This window comes from Brevundimonas sp. NIBR11 (assembly GCF_027912535.1).
Lineage (GTDB): Bacteria > Pseudomonadota > Alphaproteobacteria > Caulobacterales > Caulobacteraceae > Brevundimonas.
Map to the genome: position 1 here is coordinate 18,341 of NZ_CP115465.1, position 21,660 is coordinate 40,000.

22 protein-coding genes and 1 other RNA gene (1 of these 23 running past the window's edge) are annotated in these 21,660 nt (G+C 68.6%); 18 read left to right on the forward strand and 5 right to left on the reverse strand.

Features of this window, described 5'->3' with window-relative positions:
• Positions 1 to 88: 88 nt before the first annotated feature.
• Positions 89 to 1,009: a hydrogen peroxide-inducible genes activator gene (locus O5O43_RS00080; protein WP_271086452.1), complete on the forward strand. Its 921-nt coding sequence runs from the start codon at positions 89 to 91 to the stop codon at positions 1,007 to 1,009.
• A gap of 56 nt (positions 1,010 to 1,065) precedes the next feature.
• A complete protein-coding gene (locus O5O43_RS00085; protein ID WP_271084903.1) occupies positions 1,066 to 1,593 on the forward strand; it encodes a hypothetical protein in 528 nt (175 codons plus the stop codon).
• 57 nt (positions 1,594 to 1,650) lie between these two features.
• On the opposite strand, the gene acnA is transcribed toward O5O43_RS00085, so the two are convergent.
• Entirely contained in the window at positions 1,651 to 4,371 is a 2,721-nt protein-coding gene (acnA, locus tag O5O43_RS00090; protein WP_271084904.1) for an aconitate hydratase AcnA, read from the reverse strand.
• Between the two features lie 341 nt (positions 4,372 to 4,712).
• Here acnA and ccmA point away from each other — a divergent pair, with 341 nt between their 5' ends.
• The gene (gene ccmA / locus O5O43_RS00095) at positions 4,713 to 5,336 is read left to right on the forward strand and encodes a heme ABC exporter ATP-binding protein CcmA (protein ID WP_271084905.1); all 624 of its coding nucleotides are present in this window, start codon (positions 4,713 to 4,715) and stop codon (positions 5,334 to 5,336) included.
• On the forward strand, positions 5,333 to 5,998 hold the full coding sequence (gene ccmB / locus O5O43_RS00100) for a heme exporter protein CcmB (RefSeq protein ID WP_271084906.1): 666 nt from the start codon (positions 5,333 to 5,335) through the stop codon (positions 5,996 to 5,998). Before ccmA ends, ccmB begins: the two co-directional genes overlap by 4 nt.
• An 8-nt stretch (positions 5,999 to 6,006) precedes the next feature.
• On the opposite strand, the gene O5O43_RS00105 is transcribed toward ccmB, so the two are convergent.
• Entirely contained in the window at positions 6,007 to 6,321 is a 315-nt protein-coding gene (locus O5O43_RS00105) for a hypothetical protein (protein WP_271084907.1), read from the reverse strand.
• Positions 6,322 to 6,498: 177 nt separating this feature from the next.
• On the opposite strand from O5O43_RS00105, the gene O5O43_RS00110 reads away from it, so the two are divergent.
• The 3 genes from O5O43_RS00110 to O5O43_RS00120 all read left to right on the forward strand — a co-directional run bounded on the left by O5O43_RS00110 (position 6,499) and on the right by O5O43_RS00120 (position 11,134).
• Positions 6,499 to 8,571, forward strand: coding sequence for an AsmA family protein (locus O5O43_RS00110; protein ID WP_271084908.1), 2,073 nt, complete (start codon positions 6,499 to 6,501; stop codon positions 8,569 to 8,571).
• A 57-nt stretch (positions 8,572 to 8,628) separates the two neighbouring features.
• Entirely contained in the window at positions 8,629 to 9,501 is an 873-nt protein-coding gene (locus O5O43_RS00115; RefSeq protein ID WP_271084909.1) for an alpha/beta hydrolase, read from the forward strand.
• Positions 9,502 to 9,742: 241 nt separating this feature from the next.
• A complete protein-coding gene (locus tag O5O43_RS00120; protein WP_271084910.1) occupies positions 9,743 to 11,134 on the forward strand; it encodes a leucyl aminopeptidase family protein in 1,392 nt (463 codons plus the stop codon).
• Here O5O43_RS00120 and O5O43_RS00125 read toward each other — a convergent pair.
• Positions 11,101 to 11,601, reverse strand: coding sequence for a hypothetical protein (locus tag O5O43_RS00125; protein WP_271084911.1), 501 nt, complete (start codon positions 11,599 to 11,601; stop codon positions 11,101 to 11,103). The two genes, O5O43_RS00120 and O5O43_RS00125, sit on opposite strands and share 34 nt — an antisense overlap.
• A gap of 179 nt (positions 11,602 to 11,780) precedes the next feature.
• On the opposite strand from O5O43_RS00125, the gene O5O43_RS00130 reads away from it, so the two are divergent.
• Positions 11,781 to 12,557 (forward strand): NlpC/P60 family protein, encoded by a 777-nt coding sequence (locus O5O43_RS00130; protein ID WP_271084912.1) that lies wholly within the window; start codon positions 11,781 to 11,783, stop codon positions 12,555 to 12,557.
• 65 nt (positions 12,558 to 12,622) lie between these two features.
• On the opposite strand, the gene O5O43_RS00135 is transcribed toward O5O43_RS00130, so the two are convergent.
• A complete protein-coding gene (locus O5O43_RS00135; protein WP_271084913.1) occupies positions 12,623 to 13,345 on the reverse strand; it encodes a cytochrome c family protein in 723 nt (240 codons plus the stop codon).
• 153 nt (positions 13,346 to 13,498) lie between these two features.
• Between O5O43_RS00135 and O5O43_RS00140 the strand changes: the two genes are divergently transcribed.
• On the forward strand, positions 13,499 to 14,221 hold the full coding sequence (locus tag O5O43_RS00140) for a 3-deoxy-manno-octulosonate cytidylyltransferase (RefSeq protein ID WP_271086453.1): 723 nt from the start codon (positions 13,499 to 13,501) through the stop codon (positions 14,219 to 14,221).
• Between the two features lie 166 nt (positions 14,222 to 14,387).
• Here O5O43_RS00140 and nudC read toward each other — a convergent pair whose 3' ends face one another.
• On the reverse strand, positions 14,388 to 15,314 hold the full coding sequence (gene nudC / locus O5O43_RS00145) for an NAD(+) diphosphatase (protein WP_271084914.1): 927 nt from the start codon (positions 15,312 to 15,314) through the stop codon (positions 14,388 to 14,390).
• Between the two features lie 75 nt (positions 15,315 to 15,389).
• On the opposite strand from nudC, the gene ffs reads away from it, so the two are divergent.
• The 9 genes from ffs to O5O43_RS00190 all read left to right on the forward strand — a co-directional run.
• Positions 15,390 to 15,483: signal recognition particle sRNA small type (gene ffs, locus O5O43_RS00150), an RNA gene on the forward strand.
• Positions 15,484 to 15,667: 184 nt separating this feature from the next.
• Entirely contained in the window at positions 15,668 to 16,081 is a 414-nt protein-coding gene (locus tag O5O43_RS00155) for a DUF3597 domain-containing protein (RefSeq protein WP_271084915.1), read from the forward strand.
• A 47-nt stretch (positions 16,082 to 16,128) separates the two neighbouring features.
• Positions 16,129 to 17,955, forward strand: coding sequence for a DNA polymerase III subunit gamma/tau (locus O5O43_RS00160; protein ID WP_271084916.1), 1,827 nt, complete (start codon positions 16,129 to 16,131; stop codon positions 17,953 to 17,955).
• Between the two features lie 33 nt (positions 17,956 to 17,988).
• Positions 17,989 to 18,318 (forward strand): YbaB/EbfC family nucleoid-associated protein, encoded by a 330-nt coding sequence (locus O5O43_RS00165; RefSeq protein WP_271084917.1) that lies wholly within the window; start codon positions 17,989 to 17,991, stop codon positions 18,316 to 18,318.
• A 1-nt stretch (position 18,319) separates the two neighbouring features.
• On the forward strand, positions 18,320 to 18,922 hold the full coding sequence (gene recR / locus O5O43_RS00170; protein WP_271084918.1) for a recombination mediator RecR: 603 nt from the start codon (positions 18,320 to 18,322) through the stop codon (positions 18,920 to 18,922).
• 212 nt (positions 18,923 to 19,134) lie between these two features.
• Positions 19,135 to 20,358, forward strand: a complete 1,224-nt coding sequence (gene rmuC, locus O5O43_RS00175; RefSeq protein WP_271084919.1) for a DNA recombination protein RmuC — start codon at positions 19,135 to 19,137, stop codon at positions 20,356 to 20,358.
• Positions 20,359 to 20,466: 108 nt separating this feature from the next.
• The gene (locus O5O43_RS00180) at positions 20,467 to 20,889 is read left to right on the forward strand and encodes a hypothetical protein (protein ID WP_271084920.1); all 423 of its coding nucleotides are present in this window, start codon (positions 20,467 to 20,469) and stop codon (positions 20,887 to 20,889) included.
• 4 nt (positions 20,890 to 20,893) lie between these two features.
• Entirely contained in the window at positions 20,894 to 21,091 is a 198-nt protein-coding gene (locus O5O43_RS00185) for a helix-turn-helix transcriptional regulator (RefSeq protein ID WP_271084921.1), read from the forward strand.
• A gap of 2 nt (positions 21,092 to 21,093) precedes the next feature.
• Positions 21,094 to 21,660 carry the 5' portion of a hypothetical protein gene (locus O5O43_RS00190; RefSeq protein WP_271084922.1) on the forward strand. 27 nt of this gene lie beyond the right edge of the window, so the window shows 567 of its 594 coding nt (coding positions 1-567); its start codon is at positions 21,094 to 21,096; its stop codon lies beyond the right edge, outside the window.

The window sequence follows — 21,660 nt, forward strand, 5'->3', positions numbered from 1 at the left end:
CGCCTCGACCCCGCGGTCGAGGCGGGCCGCTCCATAGATTCGATCGATGGCCTTTGCCTCCGATCAAACGAACGCCTATGTCGGCCGCATGCTGCCGACCCTGCGCCAACTCCAGTACCTGAAGCTCCTGGCCGAGCACGGCTCCTTCAGCCGCGCCGCCGAGGCGGCCCTGGTCAGCCAGCCGGCCTTGTCCGCCGGAGTGCAGGAGCTGGAAAAGGTCCTGGGCGCGCCCGTGGTCGAGCGGACGCGGGGAAATGTCCAGCTGACGGCCGTCGGCGCCGAGGCCTGTCGTCGCGCCGAGGATGTGTTGGCCCGGACCGAGGATCTGGTCGAGGCGGCGCGAAACGCCGGGCGGCCCCTGTCGGGGCGGTTGCGGCTGGGTGTGATCCCGACGGTGGCCCCCTTCCTCCTGCCTGCGACCCTTCCGGGGTTGAAGGCCGCCTATCCGGCGCTTCGCCTCTTTATCCGCGAGGACCTGACGCCGCGCTTGATCGCGGGACTGAAGGCGGGTCAGCTGGACTGCGCCGTGATCGCGCTTCCGTACGAGGCCTCGGGGATCGAGCACGCGCGCATCGGCGATGACGAGATTCTGGCGGTGGCGCCGGTGGGGCATGCCCTGGCCGGGCCGGGCGCCGTCGGGCCGGGCTCGCTGAAATCCGAGGATCTCATCCTGCTTGAGGACGGCCACTGTCTGCGCGACCAGGCGCTCGCCGCCTTCGATATCGAGGCGCCCAAGGGGGACGACGTCTTTGCGGCGACCTCGTTGCATACGCTGGTGCAGATGGTCGGTTCGGGCCTGGGCGTGAGTTTCCTGCCGCAGATGGCGGTGCGGGCCGGGCTTGCCGATAATCCGTCGGTCGTGACCCGCCACATCGCCCCGACCGGCGCCCGCGCCGTCCCCAGCCGCGAGATCGTCGTCGCCTGGCGCTCGGGATCCAGCCGGGCGGCGGAGGCGCGCCTGCTGGCCGAGGCCATGAGTTCGGACGGAGCATTGCAGAAAAGAAACTAGGCGATCCGCAAGCGTTGCTGCATCTGGCCGAAAGACACTGTTTTTCGGACCCGAAGATGAAGATCCCCGCCCTTTTGCTGATCGCCTCCGCCCTGTCCTGCGCCGCCTGCGCCCCCGTGGTTCAGGGCGGTCCGCCGCTCGGCCTGCCGCCGGGCCTGGCCGAGACGGCCTCGGTCGGCACTGTCTATGTCTCGACAGGCTGGGTGAACGCGGACGAGGATTTCGCCTCGACCTTCGCCGAGGAGGTCGACGAGGAGATGCAGTCCTGCGCCTACGGCACCTATCCGCTGGACCTGCGCATCCATGTCGACGAGGTGCGCCGCGCCGGCCGCCTTCAGACAGCCCTGACCGGCGAAGGCGAGCACGAAATCCGCGCCGTGGCCGAACTGGTCGATCCTCGCCGGGACAACGAGATCATGGGCCGCTATCCCCTGATCGTTCGCGCGGACGCCGGCGGCCGTCTGGCCGGGGTTCTGGGCGATCGCCAGATGATCGCATCGGAGGCGTTCGGCCGCGCGCTGTGCGACGCCGCCTTCGCCCGCAATCCCCGCCGACCCGGCCCGCACAACGCGACGGCGGGATAAAGAAAAGGCCGGCGGATCGCTCCGCCGGCCCTTCGATCTTTCACCCTGTCGCCAGACCTATTCGGCCGCGATCGGCTCCGAGCCGTCGTTGGCCAGGTTCCGCAGGACGTACGGCATGACGCCGCCGGCGCGCAGGTATTCCAGCTCGGTCTGGTTGTCGATGCGGCAGCGGACCGGGAAGCGGGCCATCTTGCCGTCCGACGGACGGAACAGCTCGACCCACAGGTCCTGGCGCGGCTTCAGACGGCCGGTGTTGGCGTCGGTCAGGCCGCGGATGGTGACGATCTCCTCACCCGTGAGGCCCAGCTTCAGCCAGCCGTCCTGTTTGAACTGCAGCGGCACCACGCCCATGCCGATCAGGTTGGAGCGGTGGATCCGCTCGAAGCTCTCGGCGATGACGGCGCGGACGCCCAGAAGGTTGGTGCCCTTGGCCGCCCAGTCGCGCGACGAGCCGGTGCCGTATTCCTTGCCGGCGAAGACGACCAGCGGACGGCCCTCCGACTGGTAGCGCATGGCCGCGTCGTAGATCGACATGGTGTCGCCCGACGGGAAGTGCTTGGTCACGCCGCCCTCGATGTCAGGCGTGATCTTGTTGCGGATGCGGATGTTGGCGAAGGTGCCGCGCATCATGACTTCGTGGTGGCCGCGACGGGCCCCGTAGGAGTTGAAGTCCAGAGCGTCCACGCCGTGGTTGGTCAACCACTGGCCGGCCGGCGAGGTCTTCTTGATCGAACCGGCCGGGGAGATGTGGTCGGTGGTGATCGAGTCGCCGAAGATGGCCAGGACGCGGCCCTCGACGATGTCCTTCACCGGCGCCGGCTGCATCGACAAACCTTCGAAGTACGGCGGGTTGGCGACGTAGGTCGAGGAGCCGTCCCAGCTGTAGGTCTGGCCGCCGGTGACCTTGATCGCCTGCCAGTGCTTGTCGCCCTTGAAGACGTCCTTGTAGCGTTTGGCGAACATGGCCGGGGTGACCGACTTGCGCTGGATGTCGGCGACTTCCTGGGTGGTCGGCCAGATGTCCCTCAGGAAGACGTCCTTGCCCTTCTTGTCCTTGCCGATCGGCTCCTTGGTGATGTCGATCCGCATCGAGCCGGCCAGGGCGTAGGCGACGACCAGCGGCGGCGAGGCCAGGTAGTTGGCCTGGACGTCCGGGTTCACCCGACCTTCGAAGTTGCGGTTGCCCGACAGGACCGAGGTCGCGACGATGCCGTTCTCGTTGATCGCCTTGGAGATCGCCGGGTCCAGCGGGCCGCTGTTGCCGATGCAGGTGGTGCAGCCGTAGCCGACCAAGTTGAAGCCGATGGCGTCCAGATCCTTCTGCAGGCCGGCGTCGGTCAGATAGTCGGTGACGACCTGCGACCCCGGGGCGAGCGAGGTCTTGACCCAGGGCTTGGGCTTCAGGCCCAGGGCATTGGCCTTCCTCGCCACCAGACCGGCGGCGATCAAGACCGAGGGGTTGGAGGTGTTGGTGCAGGAGGTGATGGCCGCGATCACGACATCGCCGTCGCCGACCGTGAACTTCTCACCGTCCACCGCGACGCGCGCGGCGTCCGGGGTGCGGGCGAAGGTTCCGGTCAGGTGGCCTTCAAACTCGGGAGCGGCGGTGGTCAGCTCGACGCGGTCCTGCGGACGCTTCGGACCGGCCAGCGAGGGCACGACGGAGGCAAGGTCCAATTCCAGGGTGTCGGTGAAGACCGGCTCTTCGGAGTTTTCGTCGATCCACAGGCCTTGCGCCTTGGCGTAGGCCTCGACCAGGGCGACGCGCGCCTTGTCGCGACCCGTGGCGGTCAGGAAGTCGATGGTCGCCTGCGACACCGGGAAGAAGCCGCAGGTGGCGCCGTACTCCGGGGCCATGTTGGCGATGGTCGCCTGGTCTTCCAGCGTCAGGCCGGTCAGGGCGTCGCCGAAGAACTCCACGAACTTGCCGACCACGCCTTTCTTGCGCAGCATCTGGGTGACGGTCAGGACCAGGTCGGTGGCGGTGGCGCCTTCCGGCAGGCGGCCGGTCAGCTTGAAGCCGATGACTTCCGGGATCAGCATCGGGATGGGCTGGCCCAGCATGGCGGCCTCGGCCTCGATGCCGCCGACGCCCCAGCCCAGAACGGCCAGGCCGTTGATCATGGTGGTGTGGCTGTCAGTGCCGACGACGGTGTCGGGATAGGCGACGGTCGTCTTGCCTTCGGTCAGTGTCCAGACGGTCTGGGCCAGGTTCTCCAGGTTGACCTGGTGGCAGATGCCGGTGCCGGGCGGCACGACGCGGAAATTATTGAAGGCCGAGGAACCCCAGCGCAGGAAGTTGTAGCGCTCGATATTGCGCTCGTACTCCCGCTCGACGTTCTGGCCGAAGGCCTTGGCCGTGCCGAAGTGATCCACCATGACCGAGTGGTCGATGACCAGGTCGACGGGGACCAGCGGGTTGATCTTGGTGGCGTCGGCGCCCAGCGCCGACATGGCGTCGCGCATCGCGGCGAGGTCCACGACGGCCGGAACGCCGGTGAAGTCCTGCATCAGGACGCGGGCCGGGCGGAAGGCGATCTCGTGCTCCACCGAGCCCTTGTTCTCGATCCAGGCGGCGACGGCCTTGAGGTCAGCCTCGGTGACCGAGACACCGTCTTCGTTGCGCAGCAGGTTCTCCAGCAGCACCTTCATCGAGCGCGGCAGACGCGAGATGCCGGCCAGACCGGCTTCCTCGGCGGCGGGAAGGCTGTAATAGGCGTATTTCTTGCGCCCGACGGAAAGGTCCTGACGGGTCTTGAGGCTGTCGACTGACGGCATGGGAGAAGTCCTCTGGTCAAAGCCGCCCGGACATCCGGTTGCGCCGTCTCGCGGCGATCGCAGGGGCGCACAGGTCCCTTGCGCGCGCGGCGACAGCCTGCTGCGGCGACCGCGCATATAGCCCCGGTCGCGGGGTGCGTCCATGTACCCACGTCCCGCGCAGGGACATTGAGAACGGGTCGCAGAAACAACGCTCTCCCTACCACTTGTGGGAGGATGGCTGAGCTCGGGGAAGCCGGGTGGGGGCGGCATTGCGACATGTCGACGGTCTTTGTGGGGATCGCCCTGCCGCCCCCACTCCGTCGCTTCGCGACGCTCCTCCCCCGAGGGGGAGGGAGAGGATGATCCACACCCTGTCTGCGACCGACTTGAGCCTCACGCGCGGGGAGCGGACGCTGTTTCGTTCGCTGTCGTTCTCGCTCGCCGCCGGGCAGGCTGTCGCCCTGACCGGCGCCAACGGCGCGGGCAAGACCAGCTTGCTCCGCGCAGTCGCCGGTTTCATCCGACCGGAGGTCGGGGAGATCGTTTTTCGCGACGCCGACGACCAGCCGATCGAGGCCGATCTGGCGCGCGCGCACGAGGTGCATCTGCTGAGCCATCTCGACGGGCTGAAGGGTCAGCGGACGGCGCGTGACGAGCTGATGTTCCAGTCGCAATGGCTGGGCCGCAGTCACCATGGCATCGATGAGGCGATCCAGACCCTGGGCCTCAAGCCGCTGCTGGATCTGGAGGTGCGCAAGCTCTCGGCCGGACAACGGCGGAGACTGGCGCTGGCGCGACTGATCGGCTCGCCGCGCGCCCTGTGGCTGCTGGACGAACCGCTGAGCCCGCTGGATGCGAAATGGCGCGAGGCGGTGGGCGCGATGATGGCGCGGCATCTGGCGGGTGGCGGCCTGATCCTGGCGGCCGTGCACGATCCGCTGCCGGTGCCGACGCGGCCGCTCGATCTGGGGGCGGGACGATGAGCGCAGCGTCCGTCCTGTTCCGGCGCGAGCTCGCCTTGGCCTGGGGCGGCGGCGGCGGGCCCTTGCTGGCGTGTGGCTTCTTCGCCTGCCTGACCACGGTCGTTCCCTTGGCGGCAGGGGGCGATCCCAATGTGCTGAAGCCGGTGGCGGCTGGGATCGCCTGGCTGGCCTTGGCCCTGTCGAGCCTGCTGTCTCTGGAGAGGCTGTTCGAACGCGATCTGGAGGACGGGGCGCTGGACCTTCTGGCGACCGGGCCGTTGCCGCTGGAGGCTATCTTCGCGATCAAGGCGATCAGCCAGTGGCTGGCGACGGGCCTGCCTCTGGCCTTGACCGCGCCGGTCGCTGCGCTCGCTCTGGGTCAGCCGATCGAGCTGGCGCCGCTGACCGCGCTGTCGGCTCTGATCGGCGGTCTGGGGTTCGCCTTCACCGGGGCTCTGGGCGCGGCCCTGGCATTGGGGGCGAAGCGGGGCGGGCTGCTGATCGCGGTGGTGGTCCTGCCGCTATTCATTCCGCCGGTAGTGTTCGGATCGGGCGCGCTGGACAGGGCGGCGGCGGGCCTAAGCCCTCTGTCGGCCCTGGCCCTGCTGACGGCTTATGTGCTGTTCGCGGCGGTCATCGCCCCGCCGGCTGGCGCTGCGGCGATCCGCAGCGCCCAGGGGTAGTTTTCCGTCTAGCGAACGGCGGCGTAGGTCGTCAGCGTCTGGACCAGACGACCGTGCTCGCGCGCTGTCATGCAGCGCGGGGCGGACCAGGTCTCACCCGCCGCGCGGGCCTGCAGCGCCTGATCGGCGGTGATGAAGGCCGGCGGCGTCCCATGCTCGCGACGGAAGGCGCTGCGGGTCGCGGCGTCATTGGCGCACATCATCACCACGCGCTGGGCGCCGACGGGCGCCTCGGTCGGGAAGCGCGTCTGATGCGCCAGGGCGGGCGCGGCGACGGATCCGGCGATCGTCACGACGGCGGCGAGGGTGGTCAAACGGTTCATGGCGGTCTCCTCCAAAGACCAGAAAGATGTCTGGGTTCGGAGGAATAATGCGCGCGATCGCGACTCTGTAAAGAAAATACGACAACTCTGCTGCAAACGGATGAAATTGACAGCGGCTCGCAGACGGTCTCGCCTGGCTGCGGCGCCTTTTCGGGGTCTGGCGCGTTGTGTTCCCCCGTGAAGCGCCTCCTGCCCAACTCCCTGAATTTGCCCTCGAACTGGCAGGACGTGCGCACGCGCGCCCTGGTTCCGGCGACCGTTCGTGTGCGCGAGTGGCGCGACTGGGTCGTGGAGAACGATCCCGTTTACGGTTCTTTCCGGCGGCCCGGCCGCACCGAGAAGATCGCGGCCTCGGTGACCCTGCTGCTGGTTTTGGCGGTCGTGGTCTTCCTGATGCTGTTCGACTGGAACTGGCTGAGAGGTCCGATCGGGCGCTGGGCCTCGGGCAAATACGACCGTGAGATCGCGCTCCAGGGCGACCTCGACGTGAACCTGTTCAGCTGGACGCCGTCGGTGATCGTCAACGATCTGAAGTTCGGCGGGCCGAACTGGGCCCGCGAGGCCGACACCGCCGACGTCGATCGGATCGAGGCGCGCTTCCGCCTGCGCAAGCTCTTCGCAGGCCAGATCGAGATGCCGCTTCTGGCCATCACCCGGCCCAACGTGGTGCTCATCTCCACCGAAGACGGCCGCCAGAGCTGGGATCTGGAGCCGGACAAACCGGACACCGGCGAAGGCATGAAACTGCCGCTCATCAACCAGCTGATCATCCAGGACGGCCGTGTTTCTCTCGACGCCCAGGATCGCGACCTCACGCTGGAGGCGGCCGTCCAAGCGCGCGAGGCCGCCTCTGCGTCCGATGGCGACACCGGCTTCGTGCTGAACGGGGAGGGCTCGATCAACGGCTCGCCTCTGACTTTGCGGATCGAGGGCGGCGCCTTCGTCAACATCCGGCGCGACCGGCCCTATCGGTTCGAAGCGACCCTGGCCGGCTCGGGCTCGCGCCTGGTGGCCAAGGGAGCGATCACCCGACCCTTCGATCTCGGGCAGTTCACTTCGACGCTTAGCCTGCAGGGGCGGAACCTGAACGACCTCTATCTGCTGACGGGGTTGACCCTGCCCAACACGCCGCCTTACCGGTTGTCGGGCGCCCTGACGCGCGACGACGCAATCTGGACCTTCAACGACTTCAGCGGTCGCGTCGGTTCGTCGGACCTGGCGGGCGACGTGCGAGCCGAGGCCGGCGAGCGGTTGCGGGTCGAGGCCGAGCTGACCTCGCAGCGGCTCGATATCGACGACCTCGCGGCCATCCTGGGGGCCGAGACCCGCACCAACGCGGCGGGGACGGACACCACCGTCGTCGCGTCCGGCGCGGGACCGGCGATGCTGTTGCCCGACGCCACGCTGCAGGTGGATCGCCTGCGCTCCATGGACGGGACCCTGACCTATCGCGCCGCCAGCGTGAAGGCGAACGACCTCGACATCCGCCGCGTCAATCTGGGCGCGGTGCTCCAGAACGGGATTCTCGATCTAGATCCTGTCGCCTTCACCTTCAATCGCGGCGAACTGAACGGCACGGCGCGGATCAATGTCACGCGCGACACGCCTTACAGCGCCATGGACTTCCGTCTGGCCGGCTATCCTCTGGAATCGATCATCCCGGCGAAAGGGGGCGTCGCTCCTGTCACGGGCCGGGCGCTGGGGCGCGCGCGGCTGGAAGGGCCGGGCAGTTCGATCCATCGCTTCGCGGCCGCATCCAAGGGCTCCATCAGCTTCGTCGTGCCCCAGGGCGAGATGCGCGCCGCCTTCGCAGAGCTGCTGGGCATCAACGCCAGTGCGGGCCTGCTGAAACTGCTGAGCGGAGACCAGTCCCGCAGCACCATCCGCTGCGCCGTCGCCGACTTCGATGTCAGCAACGGCGTCGCCCGCGCCAAGACCTTCGTCGTCGACACCGACGTGGTGCTGGCCCAGGGGTCCGGCGCCATCAATCTCGGCACCGAAACCCTGGACCTGAAGATCGACGGCGAGTCCAAGAAGCCGCGCCTGCTGCGTCTCTGGACGCCCATTCATGTGCGCGGTCACCTGTCGGCGCCCAGCGTCGGGGTCGAAACAGGCCAGATCGTCGCCCAGGCCGGGGTGACGGGTCTGCTGGCGGCCGTCGTCGCCCCGGTCGCGGCCCTGTTCGCCTTCGTCGATCCGGGTCTGGCCGAGGACGCAAACTGCGGCGCCCTGATCGCCAATGCGCGGTGAGGCCGGACGACGGTTCCGGTCGTAACTGATCGACCCGCCAGTGAGAGACCGCCGCCCATGACCCGCAGAGGCCTGTTCGCACCCTTCCTGGGCGGCGTAGTCGCGTCGCTCGCTGCGGCGTGCAGTCCATTGGGGATGCTCAACACCCTCGGTCCGCGCGACCGGGGCGTCAGGCGGGTCGCTCGCGATCTCGAGTACGGCCCCGACCCGCGCCAGAAGTTCGACGTCTATGCCCCTAGCGCGGCCGGTGCCTCGACCTCCCTGCCGACGCTCGTCTTCTTCTACGGCGGCGGCTGGGATTCAGGGTCGAAGGACCTCTACGGCTGGGCGGCCCAGGCCCTGGCGGCGCAGGGGTTCGTCGTCGCCGTGCCAGACTACCGCCTGGTCCCCGACGTCCTCTTCCCTGTCTTCATCCAGGATGCGGCCGCCGCGACCGCGCGGGTGTGCGAGGTCGTTTCGGCCCATGGCGGCGACCCGGATCGGCTGGGCGTCCTCGGCCATTCGGCGGGCGCCCATCTGGCCATGATGATCACGCTCGACCGCCGATACATGGCCGCTGTGGGCAAGCCGGATCTGATAAAGGCGGCGGCGGGGCTGGCGGGGCCCTACGACTTCCTGCCGTTCGACGTGGCTTCCTCGATCAACGCCTTCGGCCAGGCCCCTGACCCGGAACAGACCCAGCCCCTGCATTTCGCCCGCGCCGACGCCCCGCCGCTGTGGCTCGGCCACGGCACGGCCGACGTCATCGTCCACGACGAAGACACCGTCCTGCTGGAAGCGCGGATGCGCGAACTGGGCGGAGACTGCGAGGCGAAACTCTATCCGGGCCTCAGCCACGAGGACCTGATCGCGACCTTCTCACCCCTGTTCCGCAAGAAGGCGCCGGTGCTGGCGGACGTTTCCGCCTTCTTCCAGCACCGGCTGGGCTGAGCTTAGAACCGATGCGCCACGATGCGGCAAAGTTCGGCCGCCGCCAGAACGCCGGCCGTGGTTAGGAGCACGCGCTTGCAGCAGTGCAGAACCGCCAGGACTTCGCCTGACGGCATCCGATCGTCCGTCACCTCACTAAGAGACTGACGTCGCCGTCCGCAGCCGCACCCCACGCCCCGCGTCGATAGTCTTTTCGCAGGCGCCGATGGTCCTCAAAGCCGCATCCGATTATATCCGCTCAATGTCCGTGATCTCGCCCGACCCCCTCGTTTCCGCCGATGGCCCGGAGGTCGCAACCGCCACGCCCGTCCGCTTCGTGGGTCCCAAGGCGGCGCTCGACCCCGCCGCCCAGGCCTGGGCCGACCGGATGGGGTTCAAGGGCAAGCCGGGCGAGGTGCTGGCCGTTCCGGGCGCGGCGGGCGCGATCGACCATGTCCTGATCGGCGCCGGCAAGATCTTCGACCCCATGATTGCGCGGGCCCTGTCCGCCAGACTGCCCGCCGGCCTCTATCGGCTGGAGGCGGAGCCTGAGGACGCCCAAACGGCGGCCCTGGCCTTCCTGCTCGGACGCTATGTATTCGACCGCTACAAGACCAAGGATCGGGCCGAGGTTCGGTTGGTCGCTCCGGACGGGTTCGACATCGAGGAGGCGAGCCGCATCGCCGCCGCCTGCGCCCTCGCCCGCGAGATGGTCGACACCCCGCCCGCCGACATGGGCCCCCTGCAGATGGAGACCATCGCCCGAGAGATCGCCGAGGCCCATCGCGCGACGATCTCGGTGGTGACCGGCGACGCCCTGCTGGAAGAGAACTATCCGGCCATCCACGCTGTCGGCCGCGCCGCCGCACCGCACCGCGCGCCGCGGATCATCGAGATCGGCTGGAATCTCGACCAGACCGACCGCCCCCTGATCGCCCTGGTCGGCAAGGGGGTGGCGTTCGACACCGGCGGGCTGGACATCAAGTCGGCCGCCGGGATGCGCAACATGAAGAAGGACATGGGCGGCGCCGCCCATGCCCTAGCGCTCGCCCGTCTGGTCATGCAGGCCGACCTGCCCATCCGCCTCGTAGTTCTGGTCGCAGCGGTGGAGAACGCCATCTCGGGCGACGCCTTCCGGCCCGGCGATGTGCTCTCGAGCCGCAAGGGGCTGACCATCGAAATCGGCAATACGGACGCCGAGGGGCGTCTGATCCTCGCCGACGCCCTGGCCCGAGCGGGCGAGCATGAGCCCGACCTGACGCTGGACTTCGCCACCCTGACCGGAGCCGCCCGGATCGCCCTGGGGCCCGAACTGCCACCCCTCTATACCGACGACGAGGCCCTGGCCGCCGACCTCTTGGCGGCGGCGGATCAGGTGCGTGATCCCCTGTGGCGGATGCCGCTGTGGCCGGGGTATCGCGCGTCGATCGACTCGGACATCGCCGATGTGCGGAACGACAGCGCTGCCTGGGCCCAAGGCGGATCGATCACCGCCGCCTTGTTCCTGCAGAAGTTCGCCCCGACGACCGGAGCCTGGGCCCATCTGGACGTCTTCGCCTGGAACAGCCGGGGCCGCCCCGGCCATCCCGAGGGCGGCGAGGCCCAGAGCCTGCGCGCCGCCTACGCCATGCTGAAGGCGCGATACGCGGGCTGAGGCCCCCATGCCGGTCGGTCGTCGTCGGCGGGTTTGCGTCTCAGCCGCCCCTGATGACGAGGCCTCGGCGCGCGCCCGGCCAGTCGCGTTGTGACGGCGGCGACCGCGCGCCTAGTCAGGGCCCCGACTTGCGCCTTCGCCACCTTCAAGCCGCTGGCGGCCAGGACGGCGGCAGTGATCAGGAGAGCATCGATCAGCATTCCGACGTCGAACATCACGGCCCAGGCCGCGATCTCGGGCGCCATGAACCCGTAAATCATCATCCCCTCGGCCTCGAACAACAGGGTCATGGCGATCCCGGCCGCGATCAGCCCGCCATAGAAGAGGATACGCCACACCGCCGTGCGCGTCAGCCAGCGCGCGGGCGCCTCGACCAGCCAGCAATTCAGGCTCTTCGCCAGACCCGTCTCCGGAAACAGGACGGTGATCGCCGCCACCAGGATCGTCATCGCCGCCAGCGCCGACATGGCCCCTCCGTTCACGCCGATCTGAACTGGCGATCCGTCGATGTGATTCAAGAGGCTTGGGACCGGCTCAAGCAGCGAGCGGCCGCGCCGCGAGCGGTAGCCCACCAGAAAGTCCCTCCCATTAAGAGGATTTTCGCGGTTGCATGCGATAAACCCGGTCCAACCGTCAGGACTCCCGCTTGACCGATACCGCCGCCGTTTCCGCCGCCCGCACCACCCTGGCCCGCCCCGATCTGGCGGCCTTGGCGCTGGAAGGCCGCGTGCGGGCGGACGCCTATCGGGCGACCGAGGCCATGCGCTGCTCGGCGTCGGTGGCCGACATTCATGCCGAGGCGGACACGACCTCCGAGCGGATCAATCAGTTGCTGCACGGCGAGATCTTCGATGTTCTGGATCGTCGCGGCGGGCGGGTCTGGGGCCAGGCGCGGCGCGACGGGACCGTCGGATGGGCCGACGCCTTGGCGCTGGTTCCGCACATCGGCCTGCCGACACGGCGCGTCGCCTCGACCGAGGCCGCCCTGCCGCTGAACGCCTTGACCGACGATGCGGACGCCGTCCCGATCGGTCAGTTCGCGGTCGATCCCGTCGCCGTGGCCGAGACCTTGCTGGGCGTGCCCCACAGCCTGGGCGCCCGGTCCTCCAGGTCCACGGACTGCTCGGGTCTGGTGCAGCAGGCCCTCTTCGCCTGCGGTCTCGCCGGTCCCCGTCACTCCGATGAACAGGCCGAACTCGGCGTCGCCGTCTCGCGCGATCAGGCCCGGCGCGGCGATATCGTCGTCTGGCTGAACGTCTCGTCCGACCACAGCTGGACCGGACATTCGGCCTTCATGCTGGACGAGACCCGGGTCATCCACGCCACCGGCTTCCATGGCGCTGTCGTCAGTGAGGCGTTCGCCGAGGCCGACGCCCGCTATCTGTCGGGCGGCTTCGAGCCCGCGGTCTTCCGCCGCCTCTGATCCCCCAAAAGAAAGCAGGCGGCCCGTAAGGACCGCCTGCTTCAAGCCTGTCCTGTCGTTCGACCTCAGTCGTTGGACGGAGCGCTCGTGGCCGCCGGGGGAGCGACGTCGCCCGTCTGGGTCGTGGCGGCGCCGGTCGCGGCCTCGGCCGGGGCGGCGCCCGATTCCGTGCCCGCGGTCGCGGCGTCGGCGGGAGCCGCGCCTTCCGCCGGGGCGGCGGCGCCAGGCTGACGCGCGGGATCCGGCGCCGGAATGGCGAAACCGGTCGAGCCCTGCGAGCGCAGATAGGCGATCAGGTTGATGCGGGTCGGCGTGTCCCGCAGACCGGCGAACGACATCTTGGTGCCCGGCACATAGCGGTTCGGGGCGGTGATGAAGGTGTTCAGCTGGTCATAGCCCCAGGTCGGCGCCTCGGCCTTGTGCGCGGCCATGGCGTCGGAATAGGCGAAGCCGGCGCGGTGCATGACCGGACCGCCCACAACGCCATACAGGTTCGGGCCGATGCCGTCGGGACCGCCGGCGGCGATGTTGTGGCAGGCCTGGCAGCGCGCGAAGGCGGCTTCACCGGCGGCCAGGTCCGCGGCCGGCAGGACCGTACCCCAATCCGGCGGCAGCTCGGCCTCGGCGGCGCCCGCGTCGGCTTCGTCAGGCACGTTGACCAGATAACCCATCTTCTCGGGGGCGTGCGTCGCATAGATCGCGCCCGAGACCTGCTGGACCACCAGGATGGCGAACACCGTCCCCAGGCCCGCACCGAAAATCTTGTTCCACTTCAGATCGCCGCTCATCGCGTCGTCGCATCCCGTCTCTGGAGGCCCGGGTCAGCGCATCAAACCGGGCGAAATCTTGATTGGCGGTCTCTTACACGCTAGCGCCGCCTTCGCAACCGGCCCCGGACCTCACTTTGAGGATCGGTGTGTCGCATGACCGAAAGGCCGCGCATGACGCCTTTGATACTGATACCCACTCGCATGTCGGCGACCCGTCTTCCGGGCAAGCCCCTGGCCGATATCGGCGGCAAACCCATGGTGATCCGGGCCTGGGAACAGGCTGTCCTGTCGGGTCTCCCGGTCGCCGTGGCCGCGGGCGATCAGGAGATCGTCGAGGTCATCGAGGCGGCCGGCGGCACGGCCGTCCTGACCGATCCCGACCTGCCGAGCGGGTCCGACAGGGTCCTGGCGGCTCTGGAGACGCTCGATCCCGACGGCGACTATGATTCGGTGATCAATCTTCAGGGCGACATGCCGCTGGCCGACCCCGGCATCGCAACCGCCTGCGCCGCCCTTCTTCACGGCGAGCCCGGGTGCGACATCGCCACCTTGGTCGCGCCTGAGGCCGATCTCTCGGATCGGTCGAACGTCGATGTGGTCAAGGCCGTCCTGGCGCTGGCCGAGGGCCACAAGCACGGCCGCGCCCTCTACTTCACCCGTTCGACCCTCTACGGCGACGCGCCGGTCTGGCGTCACATCGGCGTCTACGGCTACCGCCGCGAAGCCCTCAAACGCTTCTGCGCCGCCCCGCCCTCGCCGCTGGAGAAGCGCGAGAAGCTGGAGCAGCTCCGGGCGCTCGAGCTGGGCCTGTCGATCTGGGCGGCCGTCATCGACGAGGCGCCGATCTCGGTGGACAACCCGGCGGATCTGGAAGCGGCCCGGGCGTTGGTCTGAGGCAAACTTTCTCCCTCCCCCCTCGGGGGAGGGTGGGCGGAGCGAAGCGGAGACCGGGTGGGGGCGGCAAGGCTACGCTTCATGGGTCCGTCGCCACGTCGCCGGCCGTTCCCACCCCGTCGCTGCGCGACGACCCTCCCCCGAGGGGGAGGGAGAGCGCCGTGCCTCACTCCAACTCAAACCCGTCCACCCACGCCCGGATCAGGGTATGGGCGATGGCGAAGCTCGGCGGAGCCTTGACCTCGTGCGCCCCGGCCAGGACGGCGGCCGCCTCCTCGCGGGTGAACCAGCGCACGGCCTCCAGCTCAGTCTGGTCCGGCGTGGCGTCGTTGTCCGAGACGTCCGCGATCAGCCCGATCATCAGCTGCGAAGGGAAGGGCCAAGGCTGGCTGGAGTGATAGCGCACCCGCGTCACCGTCAGCCCCGCCTCCTCCTTGATCTCGCGGGCGCAGGCTTCCTCGATCGTCTCCCCGGGCTCCAGGAAGCCTGCCAGCGCCGACATCCGTCCGGCTGGCCAGGCCGCCTGACGGCCCAGCAGGCAACGCCCCTCGAACACCGGCAGCATGATCGTCACAGGATCGACGCGCGGGTAGTGTTCAGCCTCGCAACTCGGACAGACCCGTCGCCAGCCGCCCGCCGACGCCTTCGTTTCGTGTCCGCAGTTGGCGCAGAAGCCGTGGCGCCGACGCCAGTCGAACAGGGACTTGGCCCCGCCCGCCATCGCCGCCTCCGCCCCGGACAGCACCGCCGCCGCCTCGCGCATGCCGGTGAAAACGCCCAGCCCCCGGACCGGTCCCTCCGCCGGATCGACCGGTCCTTCAAGCTCGACCGCGAAGACCGGCGCCGACTTCCACAGCCCCAGGAACACTTCCTGATCGGGCACGGGCGCCAGATCCCGGGCATGGGTCAGCGAAATCCACGCCAGACGCGGCCCGTCGGCATGATCCTCCAGCAGAGGCTGCCCCTCCCAGAAGACCATGGCCAGGGCGTCGGGGCTCTCGGCCTGTTCGGCCAGCCACTCGGGCATGTTGCGAAGGTCGCCGGCGCGATCCAGCGGATTGCCGGCGAAGGTGTTGACGGTCGGGAGGGCCATGTCCGCTTCCTACGATGCTTCCGCGCCTCAGGGGAGAGGCGCCTTGATCTCGCCGTCGGGATTCGCGATATGGGCCTCGGAGATCGCGGGCGAAGGCTTCGCCAACCTGGTCAGGGCCGGAAGGCAGCAGCCACAACGAATTCCCCTTCGGGTCGCGGTCTCCACTTCTCTTTCTTTGGTGCGCTAACGCTCGCAACGCGGTCGCTTGCTGCTTGAGCGCATTGTAGTGCGCTACCACTCGACGCGCGGCGTCTCGCTGCTTGAGCGCGGTTGGCGGGCGCGCTCGCGCGGTTTGCGCTGGAACCTTGGCCGCTCCCGCCCGCTCTTTTGGCCTGTCCAACCGGAGCGACCTCATGAGCATTCTCGGCAACATCCTCGGCAAGATCTTCAACCGCGACAAGGACAAGCCGAAGGCTCCCAGCGCGCCTCAGCAGCCGGCCCCGACCTCCACCCCCGTCCAGGCGCCATCGACGCCCGCCGCCGCCGCCCCCGCGCCCCAGGCCGCCCAGCCCGTCGACGTCGCCGGCATCCTCGACTTCATGAACGACCAGCGGGACCAGAAGCTGAACTGGCGCACGTCCATCGTCGACCTGATGAAACTCCTGGGCATGGAAAGCTCGCTGGCCGAGCGCAAGGAGCTGGCCGACGAGCTCGGCTACACGGGCGACAAGTCCGACAGCGCCTCGATGAACATCTGGCTGCACAAGAAGGTGATCCAGAAGATCGTGGACAACGGCGGCCAGCTACCCCGCGATATGACCGACTGATCGCACAAGGACTCTACGGACCGTCTTACACGCGGTAAGACGGTCCCATGACCGACGTCGACCTTGATTCCGGCGATCCGCCCTGGGCGGAAGACGATGCGCCCGAGCGTGACGAGAACACCGACGACATGTTCGGTGCCCCCGTGCCTGCGCCCGCCGCAGCGGTCGTGAAGGAGTCCATCCCCATTTCCACGCCCGCTCCCGTCGAGGGCGAAGGCGAGGCCTACACCGTCCTCGCCCGCAAATACCGGCCCAGGATCTTCGAGGACCTGATCGGTCAGGAGGCCATGGTCCGAACCCTGACGAACGCCTTTGCCACCGGCCGCATCGCCCACGCTTTCATGCTGACCGGGGTGCGGGGGGTCGGTAAGACCACGACAGCCCGCCTGCTGGCCCGCGCCCTGAACAACGAGACCGACGTCATCGACCGGCCTTCGCTGGAGTTGACCGCCCACGGCCGCCATGACGCGGCCATCATGGCGGGTCAGCACATGGACGTCATGGAGATGGACGCCGCCTCCCACACCGGCGTCAACGACATCCGCGATATCCTCGAAAGCGTCCGCTACGCGCCGGTCGAGGCCCGCTACAAGGTCTACGTCCTCGACGAAGTCCACATGCTGTCGAACCAGGCCTTCAACGCCCTGCTGAAGACGCTGGAAGAGCCGCCGCCCCACGCCAAATTCATCTTCGCCACCACCGAGATCCGCAAGGTGCCGGTGACGATCCTCAGCCGCTGCCAGCGGTTCGACCTGCGCCGCGTAGAGCCGGAAATCCTGGTCGAGCACCTCGGACGCATCGCCACGAAGGAAGGCATGAAGGTCGAGGACGACGCGCTCGCCCTCATCGCCCGCGCCGCCGAGGGCTCGGTCCGCGACGGTCTGTCCCTGCTGGATCAGGCCCTGGTCCAGGGCGAGAAGGGCGAGCCGGTCGCGACCGACACCGTCCGCGACATGCTGGGCCTCGCCGATCGTTCCCAGACCATCGCCCTGTTCGAACAGATCATGGCTGGTCGCACGCCCGAGGCGATCGAAACCTTCCGCACCCTCTACGGCTACGGCGCCGATCCGGTTCAGGTGACCAACGACCTGCTGGAACACTGCCACGCCGCCTCGGTCGCCAAGATGCTGGGTCCGAACGCGACCCGCCTGCCCAACGATCAGGCCCAGAGGCTGGCGGCCATGGGTTCCGCGGTCTCGGCGGGAACCCTGTCGCGAACCTGGTCCATGCTGCTGAAGGCGCTGGACGAGGTCCGCCGCGCGCCCTCGCCAGCCGATGCCGTCGAAATGGCCATCGTCCGCCTCGCCTACGCCGCCGACCTGCCCGGTCCGGAAGAGGCGCTGAAGAAGCTGCAGAACGGCGAACCGCTGGGCGGCGGCGCGGGCGGCCCACGCGGCGGCGGGGGAGGCGGCGGCGCCTCGGCCCAGCTTTCGGTTCGCCCCGCGCCCATCCCGACCCTGCCCGATCCGCAGTCGTTCGAGGACGTCGTGTCCTTGGTCGGTCAGAAGCGCGAGATCGCCCTTCAGATGGAGATCGAGCGCTACGTCCGCCCCGTCTCCTTCGCGCCCGGCCGTCTGACCTTCGAGCCGGTCGCCGGCATGCCCGCCAATCTGGCGACGAAGCTGGCCTCGCGGCTCAAGGAATGGACCGGACGTCAGTGGTTCGTCATCGCCAACGGCGAGGGCGGCGGCGAGACGGTCATCGAGCTCAATCGTCGCGAGACCGCCCAGGTCCGCGCAGAGGTCGAGGCCGACCCTTTCGTCAAGGCGGTGCTGGAGGCCTTCCCCGGCGCCGTCGTCGGCGAGATCAAGACCATCGCCCCCTCGGTCGAGATGCCCGCCATCCCGGATGAGATCGAGGACGACGCGGACTAAAAATTCCGAACCAAAACCCCTATCTGGACTCCCATGAAAGATCTCAACGCCCTGATGCAACAGGCCCAGGCGATGCAGCAGAAGCTGCAGGACGCCCAGGCCAAGATGGCCGAAACCACCGCCGAGGGCACCTCGGGCGGCGGCCTCGTCACGATCGGCCTCAAGGGTCCCGGTGAGGTGACCTCGGTGAAGATCGACGACAGTCTGATGGTCCCCGGCGACACAGAGATCCTGGTCGACCTGATCGTCGCTGCCCATGCCGACGCCAAGCGCAAGCTTGACGCCGTCAACGCCGAGCTGATGCGCGAGGCCGCCGGCCCCATGGCGGGGATGAACATCCCGGGCATGCCGAAACTCTTCTGACTTGGCCGCCTCCGCCGGACCCGAGATCGAGCGCCTGATTTCGCTCCTGGCCAAGCTGCCGGGGCTGGGTCCGCGCTCGGCCCGGCGCGCGGCCCTGGCCCTGCTGAAGCGCCGCGAACAACTGCTCGAACCGCTGGCGGCGTCGCTCGCCGAGACGGCCGCCAAGGTCGTGTCCTGCTCGGTCTGCGGCACGCCGGACACCCGTGATCCCTGCTCCATTTGCTCGGACCCCAACCGCGACAACGCCCTGATCTGCGTCGTTGAGGAGGCGGGTTCGCTGTGGGCCATGGAGCGGTCCGGCGCCTTCCGAGGCAAATACCATGTGCTGGGCGGACTCCTGTCCGCGCTGGACGGGATCGGCCCCGAGGCCCTGCGCGTCTCCGAACTGGTCGGCCGCGTGAAGGGCGGAGGGGTGCGCGAGGTCGTCCTAGCTCTTCCCGCCACCGTCGACGGCCAGACCACCGCCCACTACCTCGCCGACCGGATTTCAGGCGACGGCGTCGAGATCACCTCCCTCGCACGCGGCGTTCCCGTCGGCGGCGACCTCGACTGGCTCGACGACGGCACCATCGTCCAGGCGCTGAGGGCCCGGCGGCCGGCGTGAAGCTGCGACCGCTTCCGACGTAGCGGCATGGTAGGCGCGCGACATGACCCTGATCTCAGCGCCTCCCGGAATCCGACTTAACGGACTATCCCGACTCCAGACTCCAGCGTCTGGTCGATACGAACCCGACTTAACGGACTATCCCGACTCCGACTCTGAGGAGTCGGGTCGGGCCATGGCCCACTCCTTCGACTCCCGCTAAGGAACGGAGCATGAACACGCTCTCGATCGTCCTCGCCATCCTCTCGCTGGTCCTTCTGGGCGGCTTCCTGTGGGCCTTCATGGGCTGGCGGACGGCGACGGCGGCCCTGTCGTCGGCGCAGGAAAAGATCGTCCTTGTCGAGGAGAGCCGGACCACCATGAGCGAACTGCTGAAGGCCCAGGCCGCCCAGTCGGCCCAGGTCATCGCCGACCAGATGGTCACCCGCGCCACCGAAACCTTCCAGGCCCAGGACCGGGTCGCCCGCGAACGGATGGAGGCCCAGCTCAAGCCCGTCGCCGAGACCCTGGCCAAGTTCGAGAGCCAGGTCGCGGCGCTGGAGAAGGCGAGGGCGGAAGAGACCGGCACGCTGAAGGAACAGCTCTCGGCCCTGATGATCGCCTCCTCGGCGACGCGGGACGAGGCCAAGCGGCTGACCGAGGTCCTGCGCGGCAATACCGGCCGCAGGGGCCGCTGGGGCGAACAGACCTGCCGCAATGTGCTTGAGGCCGCCGGTATGGCGGGCAGGTTCGACTTCACCGAACAGACCTCCAGCGCCAATGACGAGGGTCGTCAGATGCGGCCGGACTTCCTCGTGCGTCTGCCCGGCGGCGGCCTGTTCGTCATCGACGCCAAGGTGCCGCTCGCCTTCCCCGACGCATCCGAACCCGACGACGAGGCCCGCGACGCCGCCATGGCCGCCCGCAACGCCGCCAGCATCAAGACCCACGTCCGCGACCTGTCGGCCAAGGCCTATCAGGACCAGTTCAAGCCCAGCCCGGATTTCGTCGCCCTGTTCGTGCCCTCCGACGCCTTCCTGTCCGCCGCCCTGGACCGCGACCCCGACCTGATGACCGACGCGATGGCCCGCCGCGTCATCATCGTCACCCCCTCGACCCTGTTCGCCTTGTGCAAGGCCGTCGCCTACGGCTGGCGCGCCGAGGAGCAGTCGAGGAATGCCGACGAGGTCGCGAAGCTGGGCAAGGAACTCTACAAGCGCCTCTCCGTCATGGGCGGTCACGTCTTCGGCGTCGGCCGTGCGCTCGAACAGGCGGTCGGCAAGTACAACCAGTTCGTCGGTTCGCTGGAGAGCCAGGTCATGGTCTCGGCCAAGCGGTTCGAGGACCTGCAGGTCGACCACGAGGGCAAGCAACTCCCCGACCTGACCGCCATCGACCAGGCGCCGCGCGCCATCAGCCGCCCGGAACTGGTCCACGACCGCGCCGCCGACGCCTGATCGACCGGCGTCTGGATCTCTGACAAGCCCGCTTGCAAACAGGTTTTGGGCTTGTAAAGTATCCTTGTCAAATCGGCGGGGTGTCGAGCGTGACTTCTGGAGGCTGACGTGTCGCAACATCCTTTGGCCCGCTACGGCGCGGTTCTAGGCGTCTGCGGCCTGGCCGGAATGGGCGCGGGCCTGGTCGCGGGGATCGTTACCGCGACCTCGGACCAGACCAGCTGGGGGAGCGCCGCACTGATCGCGGCAGCCGTCGCCTTAGCCATGACGTCAGGGCTCTGGGCCAGTCTCCGGTGGTGGAAGGGTCTCGATGAGGCCGCGCAGGAGGCGCACAAATGGGCCTGGTGGTGGGGCGCGACCGTGGGGGGATGCTTCGCCGGCGTCATCCTTTTGACCCTGCTCCACGGTGTCGGCGAACTCGGCGAGGCGCCGTTCAAATCCACGCTCATGCTGGGCGCGGCCATCGTCATAGGCTTCCAACTCGTCGGCTACGGCGTGGCCTGGGCCGTCTGGTGGCTGAAGCGGCGGTGAGCTCATGAACAACCATCTCCGCGTCCTTCGCGCCGAACGCAGCTGGAGCCAGGCCGATCTCGCCGCCGCCCTCGGCGTCTCGCGCCAGACCGTCAACGCGCTGGAGACGGGCCGCTACGACCCCTCCCTGCCGCTCGCCTTCAAGATCGCGCGGGTCTTCGCCCAGCCGATCGAAGCCATCTTCTCCGACGAAGGAGCCTGATCGTGTCCATCCGCTTTGAAACCCGCCCAACCTCGCTTCTGACGAAGCTGGCCATGTTCGCGAGCCTTGCCCTTCTGGGCGGCCTGTTCGGCTATGTGACCGCCAAGGTCGTCGATCTGCAGGCGACCGCCATCGGCTGGGACGACAGCCTCGCCTTCGCCATGGCCTTCGGCATGCTGACCATCGCGGCCCTTGGCGGCGTCACCATGATCACGAGGCCATCCGCCGTCCCGCCGGGCTGCGGGCTGTTGCAGATCGTCGTCTTCGCCCTGGCCGGGGTGATGTTCCTGGCGCCGATGGTCGCCCCTGCCGCCATCCCGCCCGCCCTCGTCTTCGCCGGCATCGTCGTCGCCTTCGCGGTCCAGACCGTGGCGAATGTCATCGCCTGGCGTCGCGCCGACGAGATGATGCGCCGGGTGATGACCGAAACCTCTACCATCGCCTTCTGGGGCCTGCAGAGCGTCCTCTTCCTCTACGCCTGCGCCGAACGTCTCGCCATGATCCAGCCGGTCAGCGCCTGGGGCATGGCCGGGATCCTGATGGCGGTCTATCTGATTTCGTCCATCATC